This is a genomic window from Mesorhizobium sp. M0815 (genome assembly GCF_040319995.1).
Lineage (GTDB): Bacteria > Pseudomonadota > Alphaproteobacteria > Rhizobiales > Rhizobiaceae > Mesorhizobium.
In genome coordinates, this window is sequence record NZ_JAMYOU010000013.1 from 86,477 (window position 1) to 104,987 (window position 18,511).

Below are 18,511 nucleotides of genomic sequence, written 5' to 3' on the forward strand. Positions count from 1 at the left end.
TTGGTCTCCCCCCAATACAAAACGGCGCCCGAAGGCGCCGCTTGAGTGTCAAACCGGAAGAGCCGCTTGTCAGCGTCCCTTGCGCTTGCGACCGAGACCCATCTTCTTGGCGAGCTGCGAACGGGCGGCCGCATAATTGGGCGCAACCATCGGATAGCTCGGGTCCAGGTTCCACTTTTCGCGATACTGGTCGGGCGTCAGATCATAGTGGGTCATCAAGTGACGCTTGAGCGACTTGAACTTCTTGCCGTCTTCGAGACAGATGATGTAGTCGTCATGCACCGAACGCTTCGGATTTACCGCCGGCTTCTGCTTGTCGGCAGGCGGCTGCTCGGCGGCCCCGCCGACGCGCCCGAGAGCGGCATGGACATCGGCGATGAGGTTCGGCAATTCGCCGACCGGCACGGGATTGTTGCTGACATAGGCGGCCACCACATCGGCGGTGAGCTCGATCAGCGCGTCACTGTTTCTGGAAGGTGTTTCGGTAATATCCATGGCGTTCAGGCCCCAACGAGAATTGTTTCTGTTTGCGCCCGTTTCGATAGTTGGGCATCGCGCGAACTTGTGCAGGAAAAAGCCTCCGCGATTCGCGTCGCGCCATCTTAATGGGCCTGAGCGTCAAGTAAGTCAATTCGCTTCTTGCGCTCTATTCAGCGATACAAGTCAAATCTTTCATATTCAGCTTCACTCTTTCGTGCAGAGTGTAACTTTGCCGTTTTTTCTGGTCAGACCAGCATCGACTGACGCCGCGGCAAGCAGCCATTACACAGACGGCAGCAGGTAAATAGAGCTCAATGCTTGATCCTGCCCGCAGCATTACAGCCTGGCCGATCGGCGGATTCAGTAAAATCATAGGTTGCGAAGCGTTACTGTTGCTCGTGAGCCGTCGGCCGGAGCGGCGTGCTGCGTCACTGAAACGGGGTGATGTATTTTCCGTAGACCCAGCCGGTGACGAACTGGCCGCTCTGTGCCGGATCGTGCCAGACTTCGCACCAGCGATGGCGGATCTTCTGTTTCTGCTGCCAGTAGGTTTGGCTGGTCATGTCGAGCAGGTTTATCCCACCGGTGCATTTGCCGGTCATCTGCAGAACCGTCCCGTTGGGATAGGCGGCCTGCTTCTGCGAAGTTCCTGAAGGATATTTGCGCACATTGAGCGTGTCGCCGAACGGCACATTGGCCACTTGCCAAGCCGCAAAGGCAGTTGCATGAGATTGACCGGCATTGGCCAGGGTCATCGCAGCGACGGCGAGGGCCGCGGCAGTCCGAGAAAAAATATTCATTGTCCTCTCCTCCAGCCCGTCCTCTTGAGCCACCACGACAATAGATCGTAGCCCTTGAACCCGCGCTGATCGGCGTGTTCATTCGCCATTCAAGTAACTTCCACAGCGAGACGCAATGACCAGAACTCCAGTGTTTCCGACCGCCACCCCGCCGCAGCCGGAGAAGCGGCCGATCTTCGACACGCATCACGGCATGACGCGGACGGACGACTATGCCTGGCTGAGGGCCGTGAATTGGCAAGAGATGTTCAGGGACCCGTCGCTGCTCGACGGCCAGATCCGCGCCCACCTCGAAGCCGAGAATGCTTACCAGGCGGCGCTGATGGCCGATACGGTCCAACTGCAGAAACAGCTTTTCGCGGAAATGAAGGGACGCATCAAGGAAGACGATTCTTCCGTGCCGATGAAGGACGGGCCTTACGCCTACGGCTCCTCCTTCAAGCTTGGCGGCCAGCAGCCGCGTTATTTCCGCACGGCGCGCGACGGCGGCGACAAGCAGATCTTGCTCGACGGCGATGCCGAGGCCGAGGGCAAGCCCTATTTCCGCCTGGGCGGCGTCGATCATTCGGACGACCACCGCAAGCTGCTCTGGGCGTTCGACGACAAGGGTTCCGAATTCTACACGCTGCGCGTCCGCGATTTCGCCGGCGGCAACGATCTGACGGACAGGGTCCCCGACACCGGCGGCGGCGGTGTGTGGGATGCCGGCAATGACGGTTTTTTCTACACCCGCCTCGACCCCAACCACCGTCCTTCCAAAGTGCTGTTCCATGCGCTTGGCGATAGTCCTGAAAACGACCGGCTGATCTACGAGGAAACCGATCCGGGCTTCTTCATGGATGTCGGCGGCACACGCTCCAACGAGTGGATCATGATCGGCATCAACGACCATGAGACCTCGGAATATCGCATCATGAACGCCAACGAACCGTCCGCAGAGCCGAAGCTGGTTGCGGCACGCCAGACCGGCTTGCAGTACGACCTTGAGGAAGGCGGCGACATCTTCTTCATCCTCACAAATGCCGACGGCGCCAAGGACTTCAAGATCATGACGGCGCCGGCCCATGATCCGGTGCGCGCCAACTGGCAGGAACTGGTGCCGCACGAAGCGGGCCGGCTGATCCTTTCGGTAATCGGCTTCAAGGACCACATGGTCCGGCTGGAGCGCAAGGAAGGCCTGCCACGCATCGTCGTGCGCGATCGCAAGAGCGGCGAAGAGCACCTGATCTCCTTCGACGAGGAAGCCTTCTCGCTCGGCCTGTCCGGCTCCTACGAATACGACACCGAAATCATGCGCTTTTCCTATTCGTCGATGACGACGCCGGCGCAGGTCTTCGATTACAACATGCGCACCCGCGAGCGCGTGCTGCTCAAGACCCAGGAAGTGCCGTCCGGCCATGACCCGGAGCACTATGTCACGCGCCGGCTGATGGCGCCTGCCGCCGACGGCGAACTGGTGCCGATCTCGCTCCTCCACCACCGCGACACGCCGCTCGACGGATCGGCGCCTTGCCTGCTTTACGGCTACGGATCTTACGGCATAGCCGTACCCGCCGCGTTCAACACCAATTTGTTTTCGCTGGTCGACCGCGGCTTTGTCTACGCGATTGCCCATGTCCGCGGCGGCAAGGACAAGGGCTATGGCTGGTACGACGACGGCAAGCGGGCGAACAAGATGAATACGTTCACCGATTTTGTCGCTGCCGCCCACCACCTCGTCGCCGAACGCTATACGCAGCATGACCGCATCGTCGCGCAAGGCGGCTCGGCCGGCGGCATGCTGATGGGCGCGGTCGCCAACATGGCGCCGCAATGCTTCGGCGGCATCGTCGCCGAGGTTCCCTTCGTCGACGTGCTCACCACCATGCTCGACGCAAGCTTGCCGCTGACGCCGCCGGAATGGCCGGAATGGGGCAACCCGATCGCTTCGGCGGAGGATTACCGGACCATCGCCGCCTACTCGCCCTACGACAATGTCGCCGCACTCGACTATCCACCGATCCTGGCGCTGGCCGGCCTGACCGACCCGCGCGTCACCTATTGGGAGCCGGCCAAATGGGTGGCGCGGTTGCGCGACCGCAAGACAGGGGGGAATCCGGTTCTGTTCCAGATCAACATGGATTCAGGCCACGCCGGCGCCTCCGGCCGGTTTTCCAGGCTGGAGGAAATCGCGTTCACCTATGCCTTCGCGCTCAAGGTAACAGGCAAGGCCGAACCAGCCGCGTGAAGTCGGGGGAGAGCGGTCATTGCCTTCCGTTCCGAGACGTGGCTTTCATTCGCGGTAAGAGTTGCGGAGACGCCCACCAATGATCGATCTCGCCACATTGATTGCGTATGTCGCGGTTGTGCTTGGCTTTGTCTTCATCCCCGGTCCGGCCACCCTTCTGACCGTGGCGCGGGCCACCAGTTCCGGAACCAGGGTTGGCATCGCGACCGGCGCGGGGATCGCGGCCGGCGACGTGGTTCACACCTTCATGGCGATCGTCGGCATTTCGGCGATCATTGCCACGTCGGCGGCGCTTTTCAGCATCGTGAAGTACATCGGCGCAGCCTACCTCATTTATCTCGGCATTCGCGCGATCATCGAGAAAACGCCTGCCTATCCGGCCGCCGGCGCACTTGCGATCCCCGCTACCAAAGCATTTCGGCAGGCTGTTTTGACCGAGGTTCTCAACCCCAAGACCGCGCTTTTCTTCCTTGCATTTCTTCCGCAGTTCGTGCGGCCTGAAAACGGATCGGTGATGCTTCAACTGGCGACATTGGGCGTGATCTTTGTTCTGTTGGGCCTCATCAGCACGCTGGTTTTCGCCGTGGGTGCGGGCGGCCTCGGTGCATTCCTGCGCCGAAGCCCGACGGTGCTGAGATGGCAAGGCAAGGCTGTCGGCGGCATCTATTGCGCCTTGGGCATCCGGCTGGCGCTGCAACAGCGCTAGGAGCTCGACAGGCGACGCCGTATGAGGCTTCGGATAATGGGCAGGCACAGCTGATTTTCCGCTCGCAATTGCAAAGGCCGCGCGCTACCCAGTGCGCGGCTTTTCACAGCCGCGCCAACACATAATCACCCAGGGATCTGCCATGTTGCTCGTCGATGTCTATCTCGACAAATCGCCCATCCAGGGCATCGGCGTCTTTGCCAAAAACCACATTGCCCGCGGCACGCTGGTCTGGAAGCTCGACCCGAAATACGACCGGCGCATCGAGGTGGAGACCTACGAGCGGGAAACCGGGCCGGTCAAAACCTATCTCGACCGCTACGCCTATCCGGACCGGCGCGACCCGAATTACATCGTCTTCGAAGCCGACGATGCGCGCTACATGAACCATGCCGACAGCCCGAATTGCGACGTCTCGCAGCCGGAGGAGACCTATGCCTTGCGCGACATTGCGCCCGGCGAGGAAATGACCTGCGACTACAATCACTTCTTCGAAACCGGCTTCGACTTCCTCGGCGACCGCTGACCCAACGGCCCGTCAGCTCGCCGGCTTCTTGCGCGCCGGATAGCCGTTGGGATGCGGCGGCACGGCTTTCAGATAGGCGGCGATCGCCGCGCGGTCCTCCCGGGTCAGCACGGCCATGTTCCGTTGCACGTCGACCATCGCGCCGCCGACCGTATCGAAGTCCGGCGTGAAGCCGGTTTCGAGATAGTTGGCGATGTCGGCTTCCGACCAGTCGGCGATGCCGCCCTCGCCCGACGTGATGTTGGGCACGATGCCGCTGCCTTCCGCGGCCGCGGCGCCTGCCAGCCACTGGCTCTTCCTGGTACCGCCGGTAAGGTCCCGCGGCGTGTGGCATTCGCCGCAATGGCCGGGGCCTTCGACCAAATAGCGGCCGGCCTGCACCGGCTGCGGCGTGCCTTCGGGAAAGGAAACGACCGGCTTGTCGCTCAGATAGAGCAATTTCCACAGACCAAGGCCGCGTCGGACGTTGAAGGGAAACCCCAGCGAATTGGCGGGTGCCTTGCCGGCGACCGCGGGCAAGGTCTTCAGGAACGCATAGAGATCGGCAATGTCGGCCGGCTTCATGCGCGCGTATGAAATATAGGGAAATGCTGGATAAAGATGCTCGCCCGACGGCGACACGCCCTTCAGCATGGCGTTGGCAAAGTCTTCGACCGACCAGGCGCCGATGCCCTCCTTGGTATCCTGCGAGATATTCGGCGGCACGAAGGTGCCGAATGGCGTCTTGAGCTCGAGGCCGCCGACCAGCTGAAGGCGAGCGTCGCCTTGCGAGCCAGGCTTGGCATGACAGGATGTGCAGCCGCCAGCGTAGAAGATGCGCTTGCCCCTGTCAGCGTCACCGGGGCCAAGCTGCGCCAGCGTGGCGGCACCGAGCCTGACCGGAGCCGACAGGAACCAGCCGGCAATCGCGGCGACGCCGCCCAGAACGAGGGCGGCGCCGACGAGTTTCTTCAGCAAGGGCATTGCCCGCTATCAGCCTTTTTTCACCCTGTAGCTTTGATGACAGTTGCCGCAGCCGCCGCCGATGGTGTTGAACTGTGCCTTCAACGCGTCGGCATCCGCAGGTGCCGCGGCGACCGCCGCCTTGACGTCGGCGAGGTACTTGCCTTCAGCCGTCTTGAAGCCGGCCATGTCCTGCCAGATCTTGGGAGACGCCGTGGTGTCGCCGATGTCGCTGCCCGCCGGGAACAGCGCGTCGACGCCGGCATGGAATTTCTCGGCATTGGCCTGCAGTGCCTGCAACGCCGTCAGCACCGAAGCTGCGTCGTAGGGCGTCTCGCCCTTGACCACTTTCGACAAGCCGGCGGCGATCTTGCCACGTTCCTTCATCAGGGCCTGCCGGTCAGCGACCGGGTCGGCAAATGCCGCCGAACCGGCGAAGGCGAGCATCGAGATGGCGAGGATAAGCTTTCTCATTCACTTGGCTCCATGTTGAAGGCAATTCAGGATGCGGTCCCACCCCGATGACAAACGGCAAGGATGGCTTAAAAATTCCGACGCTTCGCCTCACGCTTGCGTGAAATTTTTGCAACTGTCGTTCTGATGCTGAAAAAGAAAAGCCCCGGTTCTGCCGGGGCTTTCTGGAACGGATCAGGCCTTTTCGTAGAGTTCGAGCACATAGTCCCAGTTGATGAGACTGTCGACGAAGGCTTCGAGATATTTCGGCCGGGCGTTGCGATAATCGATGTAGTAGGAATGTTCCCAGACATCGACGCCGAGGATCGGCGTCGCGCCATGGACGAGCGGGTTCTCGCCATTCGGCGTCTTCGAGATCGCCAGCTTGCCGTCCTTGACCGAGACCCAGGCCCAGCCCGAACCGAACTGGGTGGTGCCGGCGGCGATGAAGTCGGCCTTGAACTTGTCGTAGCCGCCAAGATCGCTGTCGACCGCTTTTTGCAAGGCGCCCGGCAGCTTGTTGCCGCCGCCCCCCTTCTTCATCCATTTCCAGAAATGGATATGATTGTAGTGCTGGGCGGCATTGTTGAAGAGCCCCGCATTCTTGCCGAAGGACTGTTTGACGGCTTCTTCGACCGACAAATCGCCCATGCCCGCCTCGGCGGCCAGCTTGTTGCCGTTGTCGACGTAGGCCTTGTGGTGCTTGTCGTGATGATATTCCAGCGTTTCCTTGGACATGTAAGGCTGCAAAGCCTCGTAATCATAGGGCAAGGCGGGCAATTCAAAAGCCATTGGTCGTACTCCCTCGTGGAAAAATCCGGTGTCGATACCGGACTAACATAGGACTGGATTGGTCTGGAACAACTCCGGAAACGAAGCGCCGGCCGCTTTTTAGCGGGTCAGCCGGGCGAAGTCGAATGCGCCCATTCCCAATAGAGTTCGCGCGCCTTCTTGGCCACCGGCCCGGGCTGCAGATTGCGATCCTCGATACGGGTGACCGGCACGACTTTCGAGTGGTTTCCGGTCGAGAAGATTTCGTCTGCCTCCAGGAAATCGCGGATCGACAGCGTCTTTTCCGTCGTCGTGAAACCGTATTCGCCAAGCAGGGCCATGGTGCGCGCGCGGGTGATGCCGGACAGGAAGGTCCCGTTCGGCGCCGGCGTCAGGACATGGCCGTCCTTGACCAGGAAAATATTCGAGGTCCCGGTCTCGGCGACATTGCCCAGCATGTCGAGCACGAGCGCATTGTCGAAGCCGCGCATCTTGGCTTCGAGGATGGCCCGGCCGTTGTTGGGATAAAGGCAGCCGGCCTTGGCGTTGGTCGGCATGGTTTCGATGGTCGGGCGCCGGAACGGCGACACCGTCACCGAAAAACCCGCCGGCGAGATCATCGGCGATTCATAGAGGCAAAGGCAGAAACGCGTCGAGGCCGGGTCTGCCGGCACGCCCATATAGCCGCCATGCTCGGCCCAATACATCGGCCTGATATAGACCGCCGTCTTACCGTCGAACTTCTTCAGCCCGTCCCAGGTCAGCCCGACGATCCTGTCGGTGCTCATCGTCGGCTTCAGGCCGAGCGCGATCGCCGAGGCGTTCACCCTTGCTGCATGGCGATCGAGGTCGGGAGCGACACCCTCGAACCAGCGGGCTCCGTCGAACACGCTGGTGCCGAGCCACATGGCGTGGCTGCGCGGCCCGAGGATGGCAACGTTGCCCTCGTACCAGTCGCCGTCGACGAAGGTCCATGTCGCGGATTGCGCCGCTGTCGCCAGTGTCATTGCCAGGTTCCGTTCGATGCTTCTTACGGCGCATTGGAAGATGCTTTGGCGGCCGCCGTCAACCGGTTGGGCTGAGATTTGTTGAGGCCAGCGGGCTGGCGGACTGCAATCAGCGCTTGCGCCTTGCCTTGCGCAGCCTCAAAACTGTCGCATGCACCATGCAGCTTACGTTTTCGACGCCTATGGCACGCTGTTCGACGTGCATGCGGCCGTGCGCCGTCACGCCGACCAGATCGGGCCGGACGGCCAGTTGCTGTCCGAGATCTGGCGCGCCAAGCAGCTGGAATATTCCTGGGTCAGGACGCTGATGGGGGCCTATGCCGATTTCTGGCAGCTCACCGAGCAGGCTCTCGATTTCGCCCTGCGCAAGGTTCCATCCGCCGATGCCGGGCTGAAAGCGAAGCTGCTCGAGGCCTATTGGCGGCTGGACTGCTATCCGGAGGTGCCGGCCGTGCTCAAGGCGCTCAAGGCATCGGGAGCAAGGCTGGCGATCCTGTCCAACGGTTCGCCTGAAATGCTGGAGGCGGCCGTCAAGTCCGCCGCCTTGGACCAGGTTCTGGACGACGTCTATTCCGTCGACAGCGTCAGGCGCTTCAAGACCGACCCGTCGGTCTACGACATGGTCACCACGGGCTGGCGCCTCTACCCGGACGCGGTCTCGTTCCAGTCCTCCAACCGCTGGGACGTCGCCGGCGCCACCAAATTCGGCTTCAGGACGGTGTGGATCAACCGCACCAACCAGCCTGAGGAATACCGGGATTTCCCACCGGCCCTGATCCTGCCATCCCTCGATGGTCTGATCTCCGGGGTTTGACGCCGGACATGTTGCCTGGGCGCAACAGTGACGATCCAGTCACAGCTTTGCCTTTGTTTGTCCACCCTGCGGCCAGAATTGGAACCGCCTATCGCGCTGGGCATTGCTCGGGCAACCGCGCGCAACCGGGCGCATTCATGCTTTGTTGCGATTTGAGACTTAAAAAAAGGCAATCATGTTCACACCCCCATCGTCCTCTCTGCGCCTTAGCCGTCGCGGTTTCCTCAACGCCGCAGCCCTTGGCGCCGCCTCGGTCGCGGTCTCCAGTTGCACCACGCTGTCGCAACAACCGGTCGAGCCACCGCCGCCGACCTATGTCGAGCCGGCGCTCGGCGACTATGTGACGATGTATGGGCCGATGTCGGATGGCGGCTTCGAGCTGCCGGCGATACCGGTCGACAAGATCGACCCGCAGTTCCTGCGCCAGATCGTTGACGATCCGACCGGGCAGCAGCCGGGCACCATCGTCGTCGACACCACCAATCACTTCCTCTACCTGGTGCGCCCGGGCGGCCAGGCGATCCGCTACGGCGTCGGCCTCGGCCGCGCCGGTTTCGAATGGTCGGGCGATGCCGTGGTCCAATGGAAGCAGAAATGGCCGAAATGGACGCCGCCGGACGAAATGATCTCCCGGCAGCCGGAGTTGAAGCCGTACAGCGCCGATAATGGCGGCATGCCCGGCGGGCTCAAGAACCCGCTTGGCGCGCGGGCGCTCTATCTCTTCCAGGGCAACCAGGACACGCTCTACCGCTTGCACGGTTCGCCGGAATGGCGGTCGATCGGCAAATCGGTGTCGTCGGGCTGTGTTCGCCTGATGAACCAGGACATTATCGATCTCTACGACCGTGTGCCGAACAAGACCCCGGTCGTGGTGACGGCCGACATCGGTCAGCCGATGGTGGCGACAGCAAACCGCAAAGCCATCCCGATCGACGCCGGCGTGCCGGAAGGATCGATCCTGCTCGGCCCGATAAAATCGATCACAAATTCGATCTTCTGAATTGGTCGAAAGCGCGCGGGCGGCGGGCTTTCGCCGCTCCGGCGGGCTTCCGGTCAGATAGCACCCCTGGCCCAAGACTTTTTGCGTTATGTGGCAATTTATGACCCAAACGCGACGTCCACCGTCAGCGTTCCAACGGCAGATCTGCGCCGCATGTCGGCCGTTGAGACCAGCTATGCCCTTTCCTGAAAGCCGACATCGCTGGAAACGACGCTAGAGTCGGATGCCCGGTCGAGATGAGCCTCGAAGCATGGATAAAGATGGTCCACGGCAGTCGCGACGACGGTGCAGATAGCACCGACAGGCCACGGCCTCGTGAGTGGCGATAGCGACCGCAGCATTCGGTAGTCGCCGCTGCCTTGGAGGCCTTGGTCCTAAGATAAGATCTACGCCGGAACCGTGCTAGGATGGCCGCCGCGCGGCGCGACTTGTCGTGCTTCAAAGCGCTCAGGAACGACTGTCATGCTCAATCCAATCTCCATAATGGCCGACCGGCTCGGCGATTATCTGTCAGAACTCTATCTCCAGTATTTCTCGCATCGCAGTCCGGAATATGCGAGTTACATAGGCGGGGCGGCCCGCCTTGTCCTGGAGCGCATCGGCAATTCGAACGCGCTCTATCACAACATCGAGCATACATTGATGGTTACGCTCGCTGGCCAGCAGATCATCCGCGGCCGGCTGCTTTCGGAATCACTGACTCCCGATGACTGGCTGCATTATACCTGCGCGCTGCTTGTCCACGACATTGGCATGGTGCACGGCGTATGCCAGGGCGACACCGAGGACAGCTTCGTCATTAACGACGCCGGCGACCGCTATACGCCACCGCGGGGCGCCTCCGACGCGGTTCTTGCGCCCTATCATATCGAGCGCGCCAAGATCTATGCGCGCCAGCGTTTTGCTTCCTCGAAGTTCATCAACGAGGAGCGCATTGTCGAGGCGATCGAGATGACGCGCTTTCCGGTGCCGAACGATCCGGCCTACCAGGTCACCAACACCGAGCCGGCGCTGGTCAGGGCCGCGGACCTGATCGGCCAGCTCGCTGATCCGTTCTACCACCGCAAGCTGCCGGCGCTGTTTGCCGAGTTCTCTGAGATCGGGATGGTGGAAAAGCTCGGCTGCAAGACCGCCGCCGATCTCGGCACCATCTTCACCGATTTCTTCACGCTGCAGGTCGAGCCCTATATCGGCGACGCGATCCGCTATCTGGAGCTGACGACCGAAGGCAAGCAGTGGATCGCCAACCTCCACAGCAACCTCTTCCAGTCCGGGCATCGCCCGGCCAGGATCGGGCCGTTCCCCGGCGTGTTGCAGCCTCCCTCGGCGAGCCTTTCGGTCTAACTTAAGAGCCTGGGATTGTGTCCTTTTTTCCGCCTGTGCCAAGCCGGCGGCTGTTGACGAAGACGAACGCCGGGGTCGAGCTGCTTTGCGACGACTGCGAGAAGGCGAAATGCTCGACATGCCGCATTTGGGTTCTCGACGGCATTGAGGCTTGCCCGGACCGGAATCCGGACGAAACCCTGATGGCGAACCGGTTGAGATTGGCCGATGAGGTTCGGCTGGCCTGTTAGTCAAGCCGGAAGGTGAGCTTCGCGCCCGATGCCTGGTGCTAGACGAACCGACATGATGATCACCAGCCAGCTTGGCGCTTCCGCCGCGTCGCGTTGCGGCGTCCGATATGTCAGTTTTTCCGTCGCGATCCCATGTCGCCTTTTCTCCGAAGCTGACCTTCGCGGAACCTATTGCAATTGTCCGAATCGGGTCATTCTCGTCGATTGTGGCGTGTCAGTTCACTTTCCCGGACATCTGAGTTCACCGTTGGTGATGCACATCGCAGCGACAGTAAGCACCTTTGCGCTTGCCTTGAAGGCATCCTATTCTGGAGGGTAGTAGCCGCTCGTGGGCATAGAATGTCGGTACTGCCTTTCTTAAGAATTTACGCGCCGCTCAACGCGCTGCTGGCTGCGACTGGGCTTGTAGCGGTGGCTACGCTCACGACACCGGATATGTCCGGACGAAGCAGACTGGCTCTGGCTGTCGTGCTCGCGGTCATTTGGGGCGTCTATCTCCTGCAACTGGCCGAGACGGTGCTCAAGCGCCGGGCGGGAGACGTTCGGGTCAGGACGCCGGCAATTGCCATTGATATGCTCGCGGTTTTGGTTCCACTCGCCGCATTTCTGCTCGTCGGCACGCCCGACCGGAGCCTCTACTGTGCTGTCTGGCTGCTGAAACCACTGCGCGACTCGACTTTCTTCCCGCTGCTGGGCAGGATCCTGACCAACGAAGCGCGCAACCTGATCGGCGTCACCACGGTCTTCGGCATCGTTCTGTTCGGTGTTGCGCTCGCGGCCTATGTCATCGAGCGCGATGTCCAACCGGAAAAGTTCGGCAGCATCCCCCCAGGCAATGTGGTGGGCGGTGGTCACGCTGTCCACCACGGGCTATGGTGACGCTATTCCGGAAAGCTTCGCCGGCCGCGTCCTTGCCGGGGCGGTCATGATGAGTGGCATCGGCATCTTCGCGCTCTGGGCTGGCATTCTTGCCACCGGCTTTTATCAAGAAGTCCGTCGCGAGGATTTCGTCCGTAATTGGCAATTGGTCGCCGCCGTGCCGTTGTTTCAGAAGCTCGGCCCGGCCACACTAGTCGAGATCGTGCGCGCATTACGACCTCGAATCGTGCCGGCGGGCGCTGTGATCTGCCGCAATGGCGAGACCGGTGATCAGATGTTCTTCGTCGTGGAGGGGCGCGTCAGCGTCGCGACGCCGACCCCGGTGGAGCTGGGCCCTGGCGCCTTCTTCGGCGAGATGGCGCTGATCAGCGGCGAACCGCGCTCGGCGACCGTCAGCGCCACAACGGTGGTCTCACTCCTGTCGCTGCACTCGGCGGATTTCCAGCTGCTGTGCAGCAGCAGCCCGGAGATCGCGGAAATCATCCGCAAGACCGCGCTCGAGCGGCGCGGCGCGGCACCTAAGGGTTGACCGTACTCGGTGTTCGTCAGGAGGAGGATGCGATGGCAAGGCTGCCAACTGCCTGCCGATGGTGGCTGGCTGGAGCTACATGGTGCGGCTCTATCGGCCACGCGCGGAGGTTCTGGACGGCACGTGGAAGTTCCCAAAGGCGCGGCCGGCGAACTAACCGTCATTGCTAGGTCCGCTTGGGGGTCACGGGCGTCGTTCAGACGACGGCGCGCGAACAGCCGCTTGGGTCAGGTCGCGTCATGCGACGCTCACAACTGAACGACCGCAATGGGTCGATATGCGACGGTCCTGATGGCGATCCGTAGGTCCCAACTGGCACGAAGCAGATGGGACTAATGGTCGTTGCAAAGGTCGGCTTGTGGCCCAACCGTACGGAAAGCTGCCATTCCGCTTGCGGCCGCGATCTCGGTCTAATAACCATCGCGACGGCAGTTCATCGCGCGAAGCTGACCTTCGCACGGTGCCCTCACCTGCCCCTGGCCAAACTCCCCAGAATGCCCCGGACGATCGCCCGTCTGACCGACGAGCCAACCGAACGCACCACGGATTGGTCGCAGCCTCCGCCACCGTCTGGCGGTTGGAGGGGCGCGGCGCGCGGCGGCCGCCGGTCGGCTGGGGATCGTCATTGCCGAAGCCGGGAATAGTCCAGCGCGAGCGGCCTGCGTCCTGTTGCTGCGCCTGTGCCTCCTGGGCATCCCTGGCCTTTTTCTGCAGGATCTCGAAAGCCGATTCGCGATCGACGGTCTGGCCGTACTGTCCCGCAACCGGGCTCTCAGTGATCAGCTTGCAGCGCTCTTCGGGCGTGATCGGGCCAAGGCGCGAGGACGGCCGGTCGATCAGCGTCCGCTGCACCATGGACGGCGCACCCTTGGCTTCGCCGGGATCAGCGCCTGCGATCGGCGGTTCCTAGCGGAGCACCGGCACCGGTCCACTACTGTGTGGCGGCGGTTGCCGTTCGCGCTCAATCAGCTCCTTATGCAAATCCATGATATGCCGTTCCCCGGCCTTCAGCGCCTCTGCCGAGGTGTGAACCGAGTAGTTCCCTAGATGGAGCGAATGCGGGTGCGGTGCGGCGCTACCAATCACCAGCTTTGCATCGACCTCACCAGTCGAGCGCATCTCGATGGCGCGGTCGCTGTCGTCGAATATTATCATCTCGCCCGCCGACGCTGGCGCATCGAGCATAACCTCGCCGCTTGAAACCGCGAGCCATCCCGCGGTTTGGCCGGCGGGCGTTTCATACCGCCAGCTCTCGCCCGGCTTCAACGTCACGATGAGATAGTTGACGCCGGCCTGCGCGCGGGCGGGGCTCTGCTGCCCGTCATAGCGCCCAATGATGAGACGGGCGGGGCCGACTTCCGGAATGGAAGCGGCTTCGAGATACTGGCTCTCGGCATCCGCAAGTTCGAGGTCGGCAGGAAGCGCCAGCTAGAGCTGAAAGCCCTGGAGTCCCTTGGAGTGGCCCGCTCCCAATTCCTTGCCGTGCCAGACGCCGCGGCCGGCACGCATCCACTCGACACCGCCATAGCCGATATTGCCAGAGTTACCCTGGCCCTCATCGAAGCTCGCATCGCCTTCAGTGAAGACGGTCACAGTCGCAATGCCCGAATGTGGATGGAGGTCGAAGGGGCTCTTGCTGGAGTCCGCAAGCGAGAAGATGTCGAGAAAGACGAACGGCTTCAACAACTCGCCGAGGTCGCTCGGGCTCATGAGCCGGGTGACCGGCCCATGAACATGGCCGCGGGTACGATAAACGACCCGCCGCGAGGTGGTCACCGCCGCGCTCATGCCGACACCGGTTGCGTCAGCCCGAGCAACGCAAGAGTGCTGCCGCGATACGACCAGGCGATTGCCAAGGACAGGGCCAGCAGCAACGCGGCAGGCGCGGGCGATCCCGGGACCACGGTGAGGTGGGAGATGATCGCGCCTATCATGGTCGCGGCGAGCACCAGGGCGGCAGGCCCGACAAACCGCGGGCTGAGCAGCAGGATTGCGCCGCCCACCTCGATGATACCGGTCGCGTAGCGGAACCACTGGCCCAGGCCGACATGGTCGAATACATCCACCATCATCTGCATGCCGATCAGCTTGAGGGTTCCGAAAAGGACGAAGGCAAAGGCGACGAGGCCGCGCAGGGCCCTCAAGATGATCCGCTGCCTGGCGGACATGCTATCGCTATTCATGGCTAGATCCTCTCGATAGGGAGAAAAGCGCCGCACGCCGGGGCGTGCGGCAAGGGATGAAAGCAGGACGGCTCGCCGCCCGTTGGTCACGCGCTCACGAGCGCCTGGGCCTCGATGCTGTATTCCTTGAGCAACGTGCGCGCGGCGTTCGCGTGGGGTGTAGCCCAATCGCGGAACAGCTCGGTCACTAGCGCGAAGGCGGTATTGGGAACAGCGCCCGCGTGCGTCAGCCGATCAACCGCGGTCCGATGTGCGAGCTGCGACAGTCCGCCGACGGCATCGACGACGAACATGACGTCGTGACCGACCGCCAGTGCGTCGACCACCGGAAACGCAAGGCAGATCTCGGTGTACAGCGCGCCGAAGATGAGCCGCTTGCGGCCGGTCTTCGCGACAGCCTCGCGAAAGGCAACGTCCTCCCAGGCGTTCATCGACGTGCGGTCGATGATCTGGATGCCGGGCAGTTCGTTGAGGATGGATTGACGCGTCGGATGATTGACGCCCATCTCGACGCCGACTGTTGACAGGATGATCGGGACCTTGAAGGCCTTGGCCGCCTTGATCATCAGCCGCACGTTGAGGTCGATGAGATTGGCCGGGGTCTCGGAACGGACGGTGTCGAACATCTCTTTCTGGTAGTCGATGAGTATCAGGACAGTGTCCTCGTGTTTCCAGACGCCTTGCTGCTTAGTCATGGCATTTCCTTTCATCAGCGCTGGGCTACCTGCCCGGCTCGTCAGTATCAATGCCGTAGCTGGTCGAGGGACGATAGCCGTGCTAGGCCAGCCACGCCGTCTCAAAAAGTGGAACGCCATGTTCGATCTGGAAGTGCTGAGTACCTTCGTTGAGGTGGCTGATGCTGGCGGGGTATCCGCGGCTGCGCGCCGGCTTGGATTGCCGAAGTCGATCATCAGCCGGCGGCTCCAACGGCTGGAGCAGGATCTTGGCGCGCAGCTACGCGCAGCTACTTGTCCGCACGACGCGCGGCGCGGCGCTGACCGAGGCAGGCGCCACCCTGCGCGAGCACGCCATCCGCGCCATCTCCGAACTGGAGGCGGCCCGAGATTCGGTTTCGCCCGAAGGAGATGTGCGGGGCCGGTTGCGGATTGCGGCCCCGCTGAGCTTCGGCGTCACGCACCTTTGCTCCGTGCTGACCGAACTGGCCAGCCGTCACCCAAGGCTGCATGTCCATACAGCCTATAGCGACCGCTTCGTCGACCTTGTCGGTGAAGGCTTCGACGTCGGCATCCGCGTAGGTATTCTGGCGGACTCAAACCTGATCGCACGGCGGATCGCACCCTTGCGCGGGACGTGCGTCGCCAGTCCCGCCTATCTTGCTAAACATGGAACTCCCATGACACCGGACGACCTCGCCAAGCACGAATGCCTCTTGCAGGGCAACGAGACGTGGCGCTTCGTCGTGAGCGGCAAGACGATCTCGATCAGTCCGGGCGGACGCTTCAAGGCGGACAACGGCACCGCACTGTTGACGGCTGCCTTGGGTGGGCTGGGCATTGCCGCGCTGCCCGACTTCCTTACCGACGTGCCGATCGCGGAGGGTAAGTTGAGACAAGTGATGGCGGATTATCCCTCGCCGGAGGCTGGGATCTACGTGGTGCGGCCACCTGGCGGGACCGCACCCAGAAAGGTGCGTGCGCTGATTGACATCCTCATCGAGTGGTTCGGCGCCCGTTGAGCGTAATCGCTGCGATGGGTGGTAAAACCTGACGTTCGCGCTATGCGTGATGCCGGCCCGTTCTGGTCGTTGAGAAATGCATGTCCGAACGGCTACTTCTGGCATAGCCGCCGTCGGTTGCCCTCCAAATTTTTCTGCTGTGCTTGATGCCAAGACAGCATTTGTCAAACTCGGTGGCCCGATGCTCCCTCACCGCCCCCTGGCCAAACTCCCCAGAATACCCCGCACGATCGCCCGTCCGACCGACGAGCCGACCGAGCGCACCACGGATTTGATCGCCGCCTCCGCCACCGTCTGGCGGTTGGATGGCCGCGGCGCCCGCCGGCCACCGCTGGGCTGAGGAGCGGGATCGTCATTGCCGAAGCCGGGAATGGTCCAGCGCGAACGGCCGCTCTCCTGCTGCTGGGCTTGCGCCTCCTGGGCGTCCTTGGCCTTTTTCTGCAGGATCTCGAAGGCCGATTCGCGATCGACGGTCTGGTCGTACTGTCCCGCAACCGGGCTCTCAGTGATCAGCTTGCGGCGCTCTTCGGGCGTGATCGGGCCAAGGCGCGACGATGGCGGGCGGATCAGCGTCCGCTGCACCATGGACGGCACGCCCTTGGCTTCCAGCGTGGAGACGAGTGCCTCGCCGGTGCCGAGCTGCGTGATCACGGTTGCGCAGTCGAAGTCGGGATTGGGCCTGAACGTCTCGGCCGCCGTCTTGACGGCCTTCTGTTCGCGCGGCGTATAGGCACGAAGTGCGTGCTGCACGCGGTTGCCCAACTGCGCCAGCACCGTTTCAGGGATATCCAGCGGATTTTGCGTGACGAAATAAACGCCGACGCCCTTCGAACGGATCAGCCGGACCACCTGTTCGACGCGGTCGATCAGCACCTTCGGCGCGTCATCGAACAGAAGGTGCGCCTCGTCGAAGAAGAAGACCAGCTTCGGCTTGTCCGGGTCGCCGACCTCGGGCAGTTCCTCGAACAGTTCCGACATCAGCCACAGAAGGAACGTCGCATAGAGCCGCGGATTCATCATCAATTTGTCGGCGGCGAGCACGCTGATGGCGCCGCGTCCATCACGCGTGGTGCGCATGATGTCGGCGATCCGCAATGCCGGCTCGCCGAAGAAATTGGCAGCGCCCTGCTGCTCCAGGACCAGCAGCGTACGCTGGATGGCGCCGACCGAAGGTTTCGTCACATTGCCATAGCGGGCGCCGATCTCTTCGGCGCGGTCGGCGATGTTGGCAAGCAGTGACTGCAGGTCCTTCAAGTCGAGCAGCAAAAGGCCTTCCTCGTCGGCGATGCGGAAGGCGATGTTCATAATGCCTTCCTGCGCCTCGGAGAGGTTCATCAGCCGCGACAGAAGCAGCGGCCCCATCTCCGAGATGGTGGCGCGGATCGGGTGACCCTGCTCGCCGAACAGATCCCAGAAGATGACCGGAAATTCCTGGAACTCATAGGGATCGAGCTTGACCTGCTCGGCCCGCTTGACCAGAAAATCCTGCGCTGTGCCCATCATGGCGATACCCGACAGATCGCCCTTGATGTCGGCGCAGAATACCGGCACGCCGGCATTGGAGAAACCCTCGGCCAATATCTGCAGGGTCACCGTCTTGCCGGTGCCGGTCGCGCCGGTGACCAGGCCGTGACGATTGCCATATTGCAGCAAAAGCCGTTCCGGCCGCTGATAGCTGTCGTCCGGCTTGCGGCTGGCTCCCATGAAGATACTGGTGTCGTCGGCCATGTGTCCGGTCTCCGCAAACCTATAGGGTTGAATGCCCTGATCCCCTTGAAGAAAAGGGAGGCCCGCCGCAGGTATAGTGAGGCCATTGCGCAGCGACAATGGGCATCGTCGAAAATGGCTTTTGGAGCTTGCGGAACCTGCCCATGTTTGGCAATCGGTTGACGGTCACCGTCACGGAAGGCGAGTTGCACGGCAT

At 62.2% G+C, this 18,511-nt stretch carries 17 protein-coding genes and 3 pseudogenes; 8 read left to right on the plus strand and 12 right to left on the minus strand.

Going from position 1 to position 18,511, the window contains the following annotated elements; translation table 11 throughout:
* Positions 1-69: 69 nt before the first annotated feature.
* Positions 70-495 (minus strand): Ros/MucR family transcriptional regulator, encoded by a 426-nt coding sequence (locus tag NKI01_RS16435; protein WP_023677844.1) that lies wholly within the window; start codon positions 493-495, stop codon positions 70-72.
* Positions 496-908: 413 nt separating this feature from the next.
* Positions 909-1,280 (minus strand): SH3 domain-containing protein, encoded by a 372-nt coding sequence (locus NKI01_RS16440; protein ID WP_023718408.1) that lies wholly within the window; start codon positions 1,278-1,280, stop codon positions 909-911.
* A 115-nt stretch (positions 1,281-1,395) separates the two neighbouring features.
* Here NKI01_RS16440 and NKI01_RS16445 point away from each other — a divergent pair, with 115 nt between their 5' ends.
* The 3 genes from NKI01_RS16445 (at position 1,396) to NKI01_RS16455 (ending at position 4,739) form a co-directional block, all read left to right on the plus strand.
* The gene (locus NKI01_RS16445) at positions 1,396-3,507 is read left to right on the plus strand and encodes a S9 family peptidase (protein WP_352963907.1); all 2,112 of its coding nucleotides are present in this window, start codon (positions 1,396-1,398) and stop codon (positions 3,505-3,507) included.
* Positions 3,508-3,586: 79 nt separating this feature from the next.
* Positions 3,587-4,213 (plus strand): LysE family translocator, encoded by a 627-nt coding sequence (locus tag NKI01_RS16450; RefSeq protein ID WP_352963910.1) that lies wholly within the window; start codon positions 3,587-3,589, stop codon positions 4,211-4,213.
* A 142-nt stretch (positions 4,214-4,355) separates the two neighbouring features.
* Positions 4,356-4,739: an SET domain-containing protein gene (locus NKI01_RS16455; RefSeq protein WP_023718410.1), complete on the plus strand. Its 384-nt coding sequence runs from the start codon at positions 4,356-4,358 to the stop codon at positions 4,737-4,739.
* A gap of 12 nt (positions 4,740-4,751) precedes the next feature.
* On the opposite strand, the gene NKI01_RS16460 is transcribed toward NKI01_RS16455, so the two are convergent.
* The 4 genes from NKI01_RS16460 to NKI01_RS16475 form a co-directional block, all read right to left on the minus strand.
* The gene (locus NKI01_RS16460) at positions 4,752-5,702 is read right to left on the minus strand and encodes a cytochrome c (protein ID WP_352963912.1); all 951 of its coding nucleotides are present in this window, start codon (positions 5,700-5,702) and stop codon (positions 4,752-4,754) included.
* 9 nt (positions 5,703-5,711) lie between these two features.
* On the minus strand, positions 5,712-6,155 hold the full coding sequence (locus tag NKI01_RS16465) for a c-type cytochrome (RefSeq protein WP_023718412.1): 444 nt from the start codon (positions 6,153-6,155) through the stop codon (positions 5,712-5,714).
* A 174-nt stretch (positions 6,156-6,329) separates the two neighbouring features.
* Positions 6,330-6,926 (minus strand): superoxide dismutase, encoded by a 597-nt coding sequence (locus NKI01_RS16470; protein WP_023677850.1) that lies wholly within the window; start codon positions 6,924-6,926, stop codon positions 6,330-6,332.
* Between the two features lie 107 nt (positions 6,927-7,033).
* The gene (locus tag NKI01_RS16475; RefSeq protein WP_352470990.1) at positions 7,034-7,912 is read right to left on the minus strand and encodes a branched-chain amino acid aminotransferase; all 879 of its coding nucleotides are present in this window, start codon (positions 7,910-7,912) and stop codon (positions 7,034-7,036) included.
* Between the two features lie 151 nt (positions 7,913-8,063).
* Here NKI01_RS16475 and NKI01_RS16480 point away from each other — a divergent pair, with 151 nt between their 5' ends.
* The 4 genes and pseudogenes from NKI01_RS16480 to NKI01_RS16495 all read left to right on the plus strand — a co-directional run bounded on the left by NKI01_RS16480 (position 8,064) and on the right by NKI01_RS16495 (position 12,708).
* On the plus strand, positions 8,064-8,726 hold the full coding sequence (locus tag NKI01_RS16480) for a haloacid dehalogenase type II (RefSeq protein WP_352483645.1): 663 nt from the start codon (positions 8,064-8,066) through the stop codon (positions 8,724-8,726).
* A gap of 175 nt (positions 8,727-8,901) precedes the next feature.
* Positions 8,902-9,726 carry a L,D-transpeptidase gene (locus NKI01_RS16485; RefSeq protein ID WP_352910011.1) on the plus strand — a complete coding sequence of 275 codons (825 nt, stop codon included), beginning with the start codon at positions 8,902-8,904 and terminating at the stop codon, positions 9,724-9,726.
* A 462-nt stretch (positions 9,727-10,188) separates the two neighbouring features.
* Positions 10,189-11,070: a metal-dependent phosphohydrolase gene (locus NKI01_RS16490; protein ID WP_352963915.1), complete on the plus strand. Its 882-nt coding sequence runs from the start codon at positions 10,189-10,191 to the stop codon at positions 11,068-11,070.
* Between the two features lie 569 nt (positions 11,071-11,639).
* Positions 11,640-12,708 (plus strand): annotated as a pseudogene (locus NKI01_RS16495) (cyclic nucleotide-gated potassium channel).
* Positions 12,709-13,174: 466 nt separating this feature from the next.
* Here the strand turns inward: NKI01_RS16495 and NKI01_RS16500 are convergent.
* The 5 genes and pseudogenes from NKI01_RS16500 to NKI01_RS16520 all read right to left on the minus strand — a co-directional run.
* Positions 13,175-13,584: pseudogene (locus tag NKI01_RS16500) on the minus strand (helicase HerA-like domain-containing protein); the annotation flags it as partial.
* 30 nt (positions 13,585-13,614) lie between these two features.
* On the minus strand, positions 13,615-13,980 hold the full coding sequence (locus NKI01_RS16505) for a cupin domain-containing protein (RefSeq protein WP_352963917.1): 366 nt from the start codon (positions 13,978-13,980) through the stop codon (positions 13,615-13,617).
* A 156-nt stretch (positions 13,981-14,136) separates the two neighbouring features.
* Positions 14,137-14,496 carry a pirin family protein gene (locus tag NKI01_RS16510; protein ID WP_352963919.1) on the minus strand — a complete coding sequence of 120 codons (360 nt, stop codon included), beginning with the start codon at positions 14,494-14,496 and terminating at the stop codon, positions 14,137-14,139.
* Positions 14,493-14,891, minus strand: coding sequence for a DoxX family protein (locus NKI01_RS16515; protein ID WP_352963921.1), 399 nt, complete (start codon positions 14,889-14,891; stop codon positions 14,493-14,495). The genes NKI01_RS16510 and NKI01_RS16515 overlap by 4 nt, the downstream gene beginning before the upstream one ends.
* A gap of 86 nt (positions 14,892-14,977) precedes the next feature.
* Complete coding sequence (locus NKI01_RS16520) at positions 14,978-15,802, minus strand: isochorismatase family protein (protein WP_352963923.1); 825 nt, start codon at positions 15,800-15,802, stop codon at positions 14,978-14,980.
* On the opposite strand from NKI01_RS16520, the pseudogene NKI01_RS16525 reads away from it, so the two are divergent.
* Positions 15,705-16,587, plus strand: a pseudogene (locus tag NKI01_RS16525) (LysR family transcriptional regulator). The gene NKI01_RS16520 and the pseudogene NKI01_RS16525 overlap by 98 nt on opposite strands.
* Positions 16,588-16,776: 189 nt before the next feature.
* On the opposite strand, the gene NKI01_RS16530 reads toward NKI01_RS16525, so the two are convergent.
* Positions 16,777-18,315: a helicase HerA-like C-terminal domain-containing protein gene (locus NKI01_RS16530; protein ID WP_352963925.1), complete on the minus strand. Its 1,539-nt coding sequence runs from the start codon at positions 18,313-18,315 to the stop codon at positions 16,777-16,779.
* Positions 18,316-18,511 lie beyond the last annotated feature (196 nt).

Coding starts and splice junctions, on each gene's coding strand:
- NKI01_RS16455 (WP_023718410.1), top strand. CDS start 4,356: ATGTTGCTCGTCGATGTCTATCTCGACAAATCGCCCATCCAGGGCATC.
- NKI01_RS16465 (WP_023718412.1), bottom strand. CDS start 6,155: ATGAGAAAGCTTATCCTCGCCATCTCGATGCTCGCCTTCGCCGGTTCG.
- NKI01_RS16490 (WP_352963915.1), top strand. CDS start 10,189: ATGCTCAATCCAATCTCCATAATGGCCGACCGGCTCGGCGATTATCTG.
- NKI01_RS16520 (WP_352963923.1), bottom strand. CDS start 15,802: ATGATCGACTTCGGCAATCCAAGCCGGCGCGCAGCCGCGGATACCCCG.
- NKI01_RS16440 (WP_023718408.1), bottom strand. CDS start 1,280: ATGAATATTTTTTCTCGGACTGCCGCGGCCCTCGCCGTCGCTGCGATG.
- NKI01_RS16480 (WP_352483645.1), top strand. CDS start 8,064: ATGCACCATGCAGCTTACGTTTTCGACGCCTATGGCACGCTGTTCGAC.
- NKI01_RS16515 (WP_352963921.1), bottom strand. CDS start 14,891: ATGAATAGCGATAGCATGTCCGCCAGGCAGCGGATCATCTTGAGGGCC.
- NKI01_RS16530 (WP_352963925.1), bottom strand. CDS start 18,315: ATGGCCGACGACACCAGTATCTTCATGGGAGCCAGCCGCAAGCCGGAC.
- NKI01_RS16485 (WP_352910011.1), top strand. CDS start 8,902: ATGTTCACACCCCCATCGTCCTCTCTGCGCCTTAGCCGTCGCGGTTTC.
- NKI01_RS16510 (WP_352963919.1), bottom strand. CDS start 14,496: ATGAGCGCGGCGGTGACCACCTCGCGGCGGGTCGTTTATCGTACCCGC.
- NKI01_RS16450 (WP_352963910.1), top strand. CDS start 3,587: ATGATCGATCTCGCCACATTGATTGCGTATGTCGCGGTTGTGCTTGGC.
- NKI01_RS16475 (WP_352470990.1), bottom strand. CDS start 7,912: ATGACACTGGCGACAGCGGCGCAATCCGCGACATGGACCTTCGTCGAC.
- NKI01_RS16445 (WP_352963907.1), top strand. CDS start 1,396: ATGACCAGAACTCCAGTGTTTCCGACCGCCACCCCGCCGCAGCCGGAG.
- NKI01_RS16460 (WP_352963912.1), bottom strand. CDS start 5,702: ATGCCCTTGCTGAAGAAACTCGTCGGCGCCGCCCTCGTTCTGGGCGGC.
- NKI01_RS16435 (WP_023677844.1), bottom strand. CDS start 495: ATGGATATTACCGAAACACCTTCCAGAAACAGTGACGCGCTGATCGAG.
- NKI01_RS16470 (WP_023677850.1), bottom strand. CDS start 6,926: ATGGCTTTTGAATTGCCCGCCTTGCCCTATGATTACGAGGCTTTGCAG.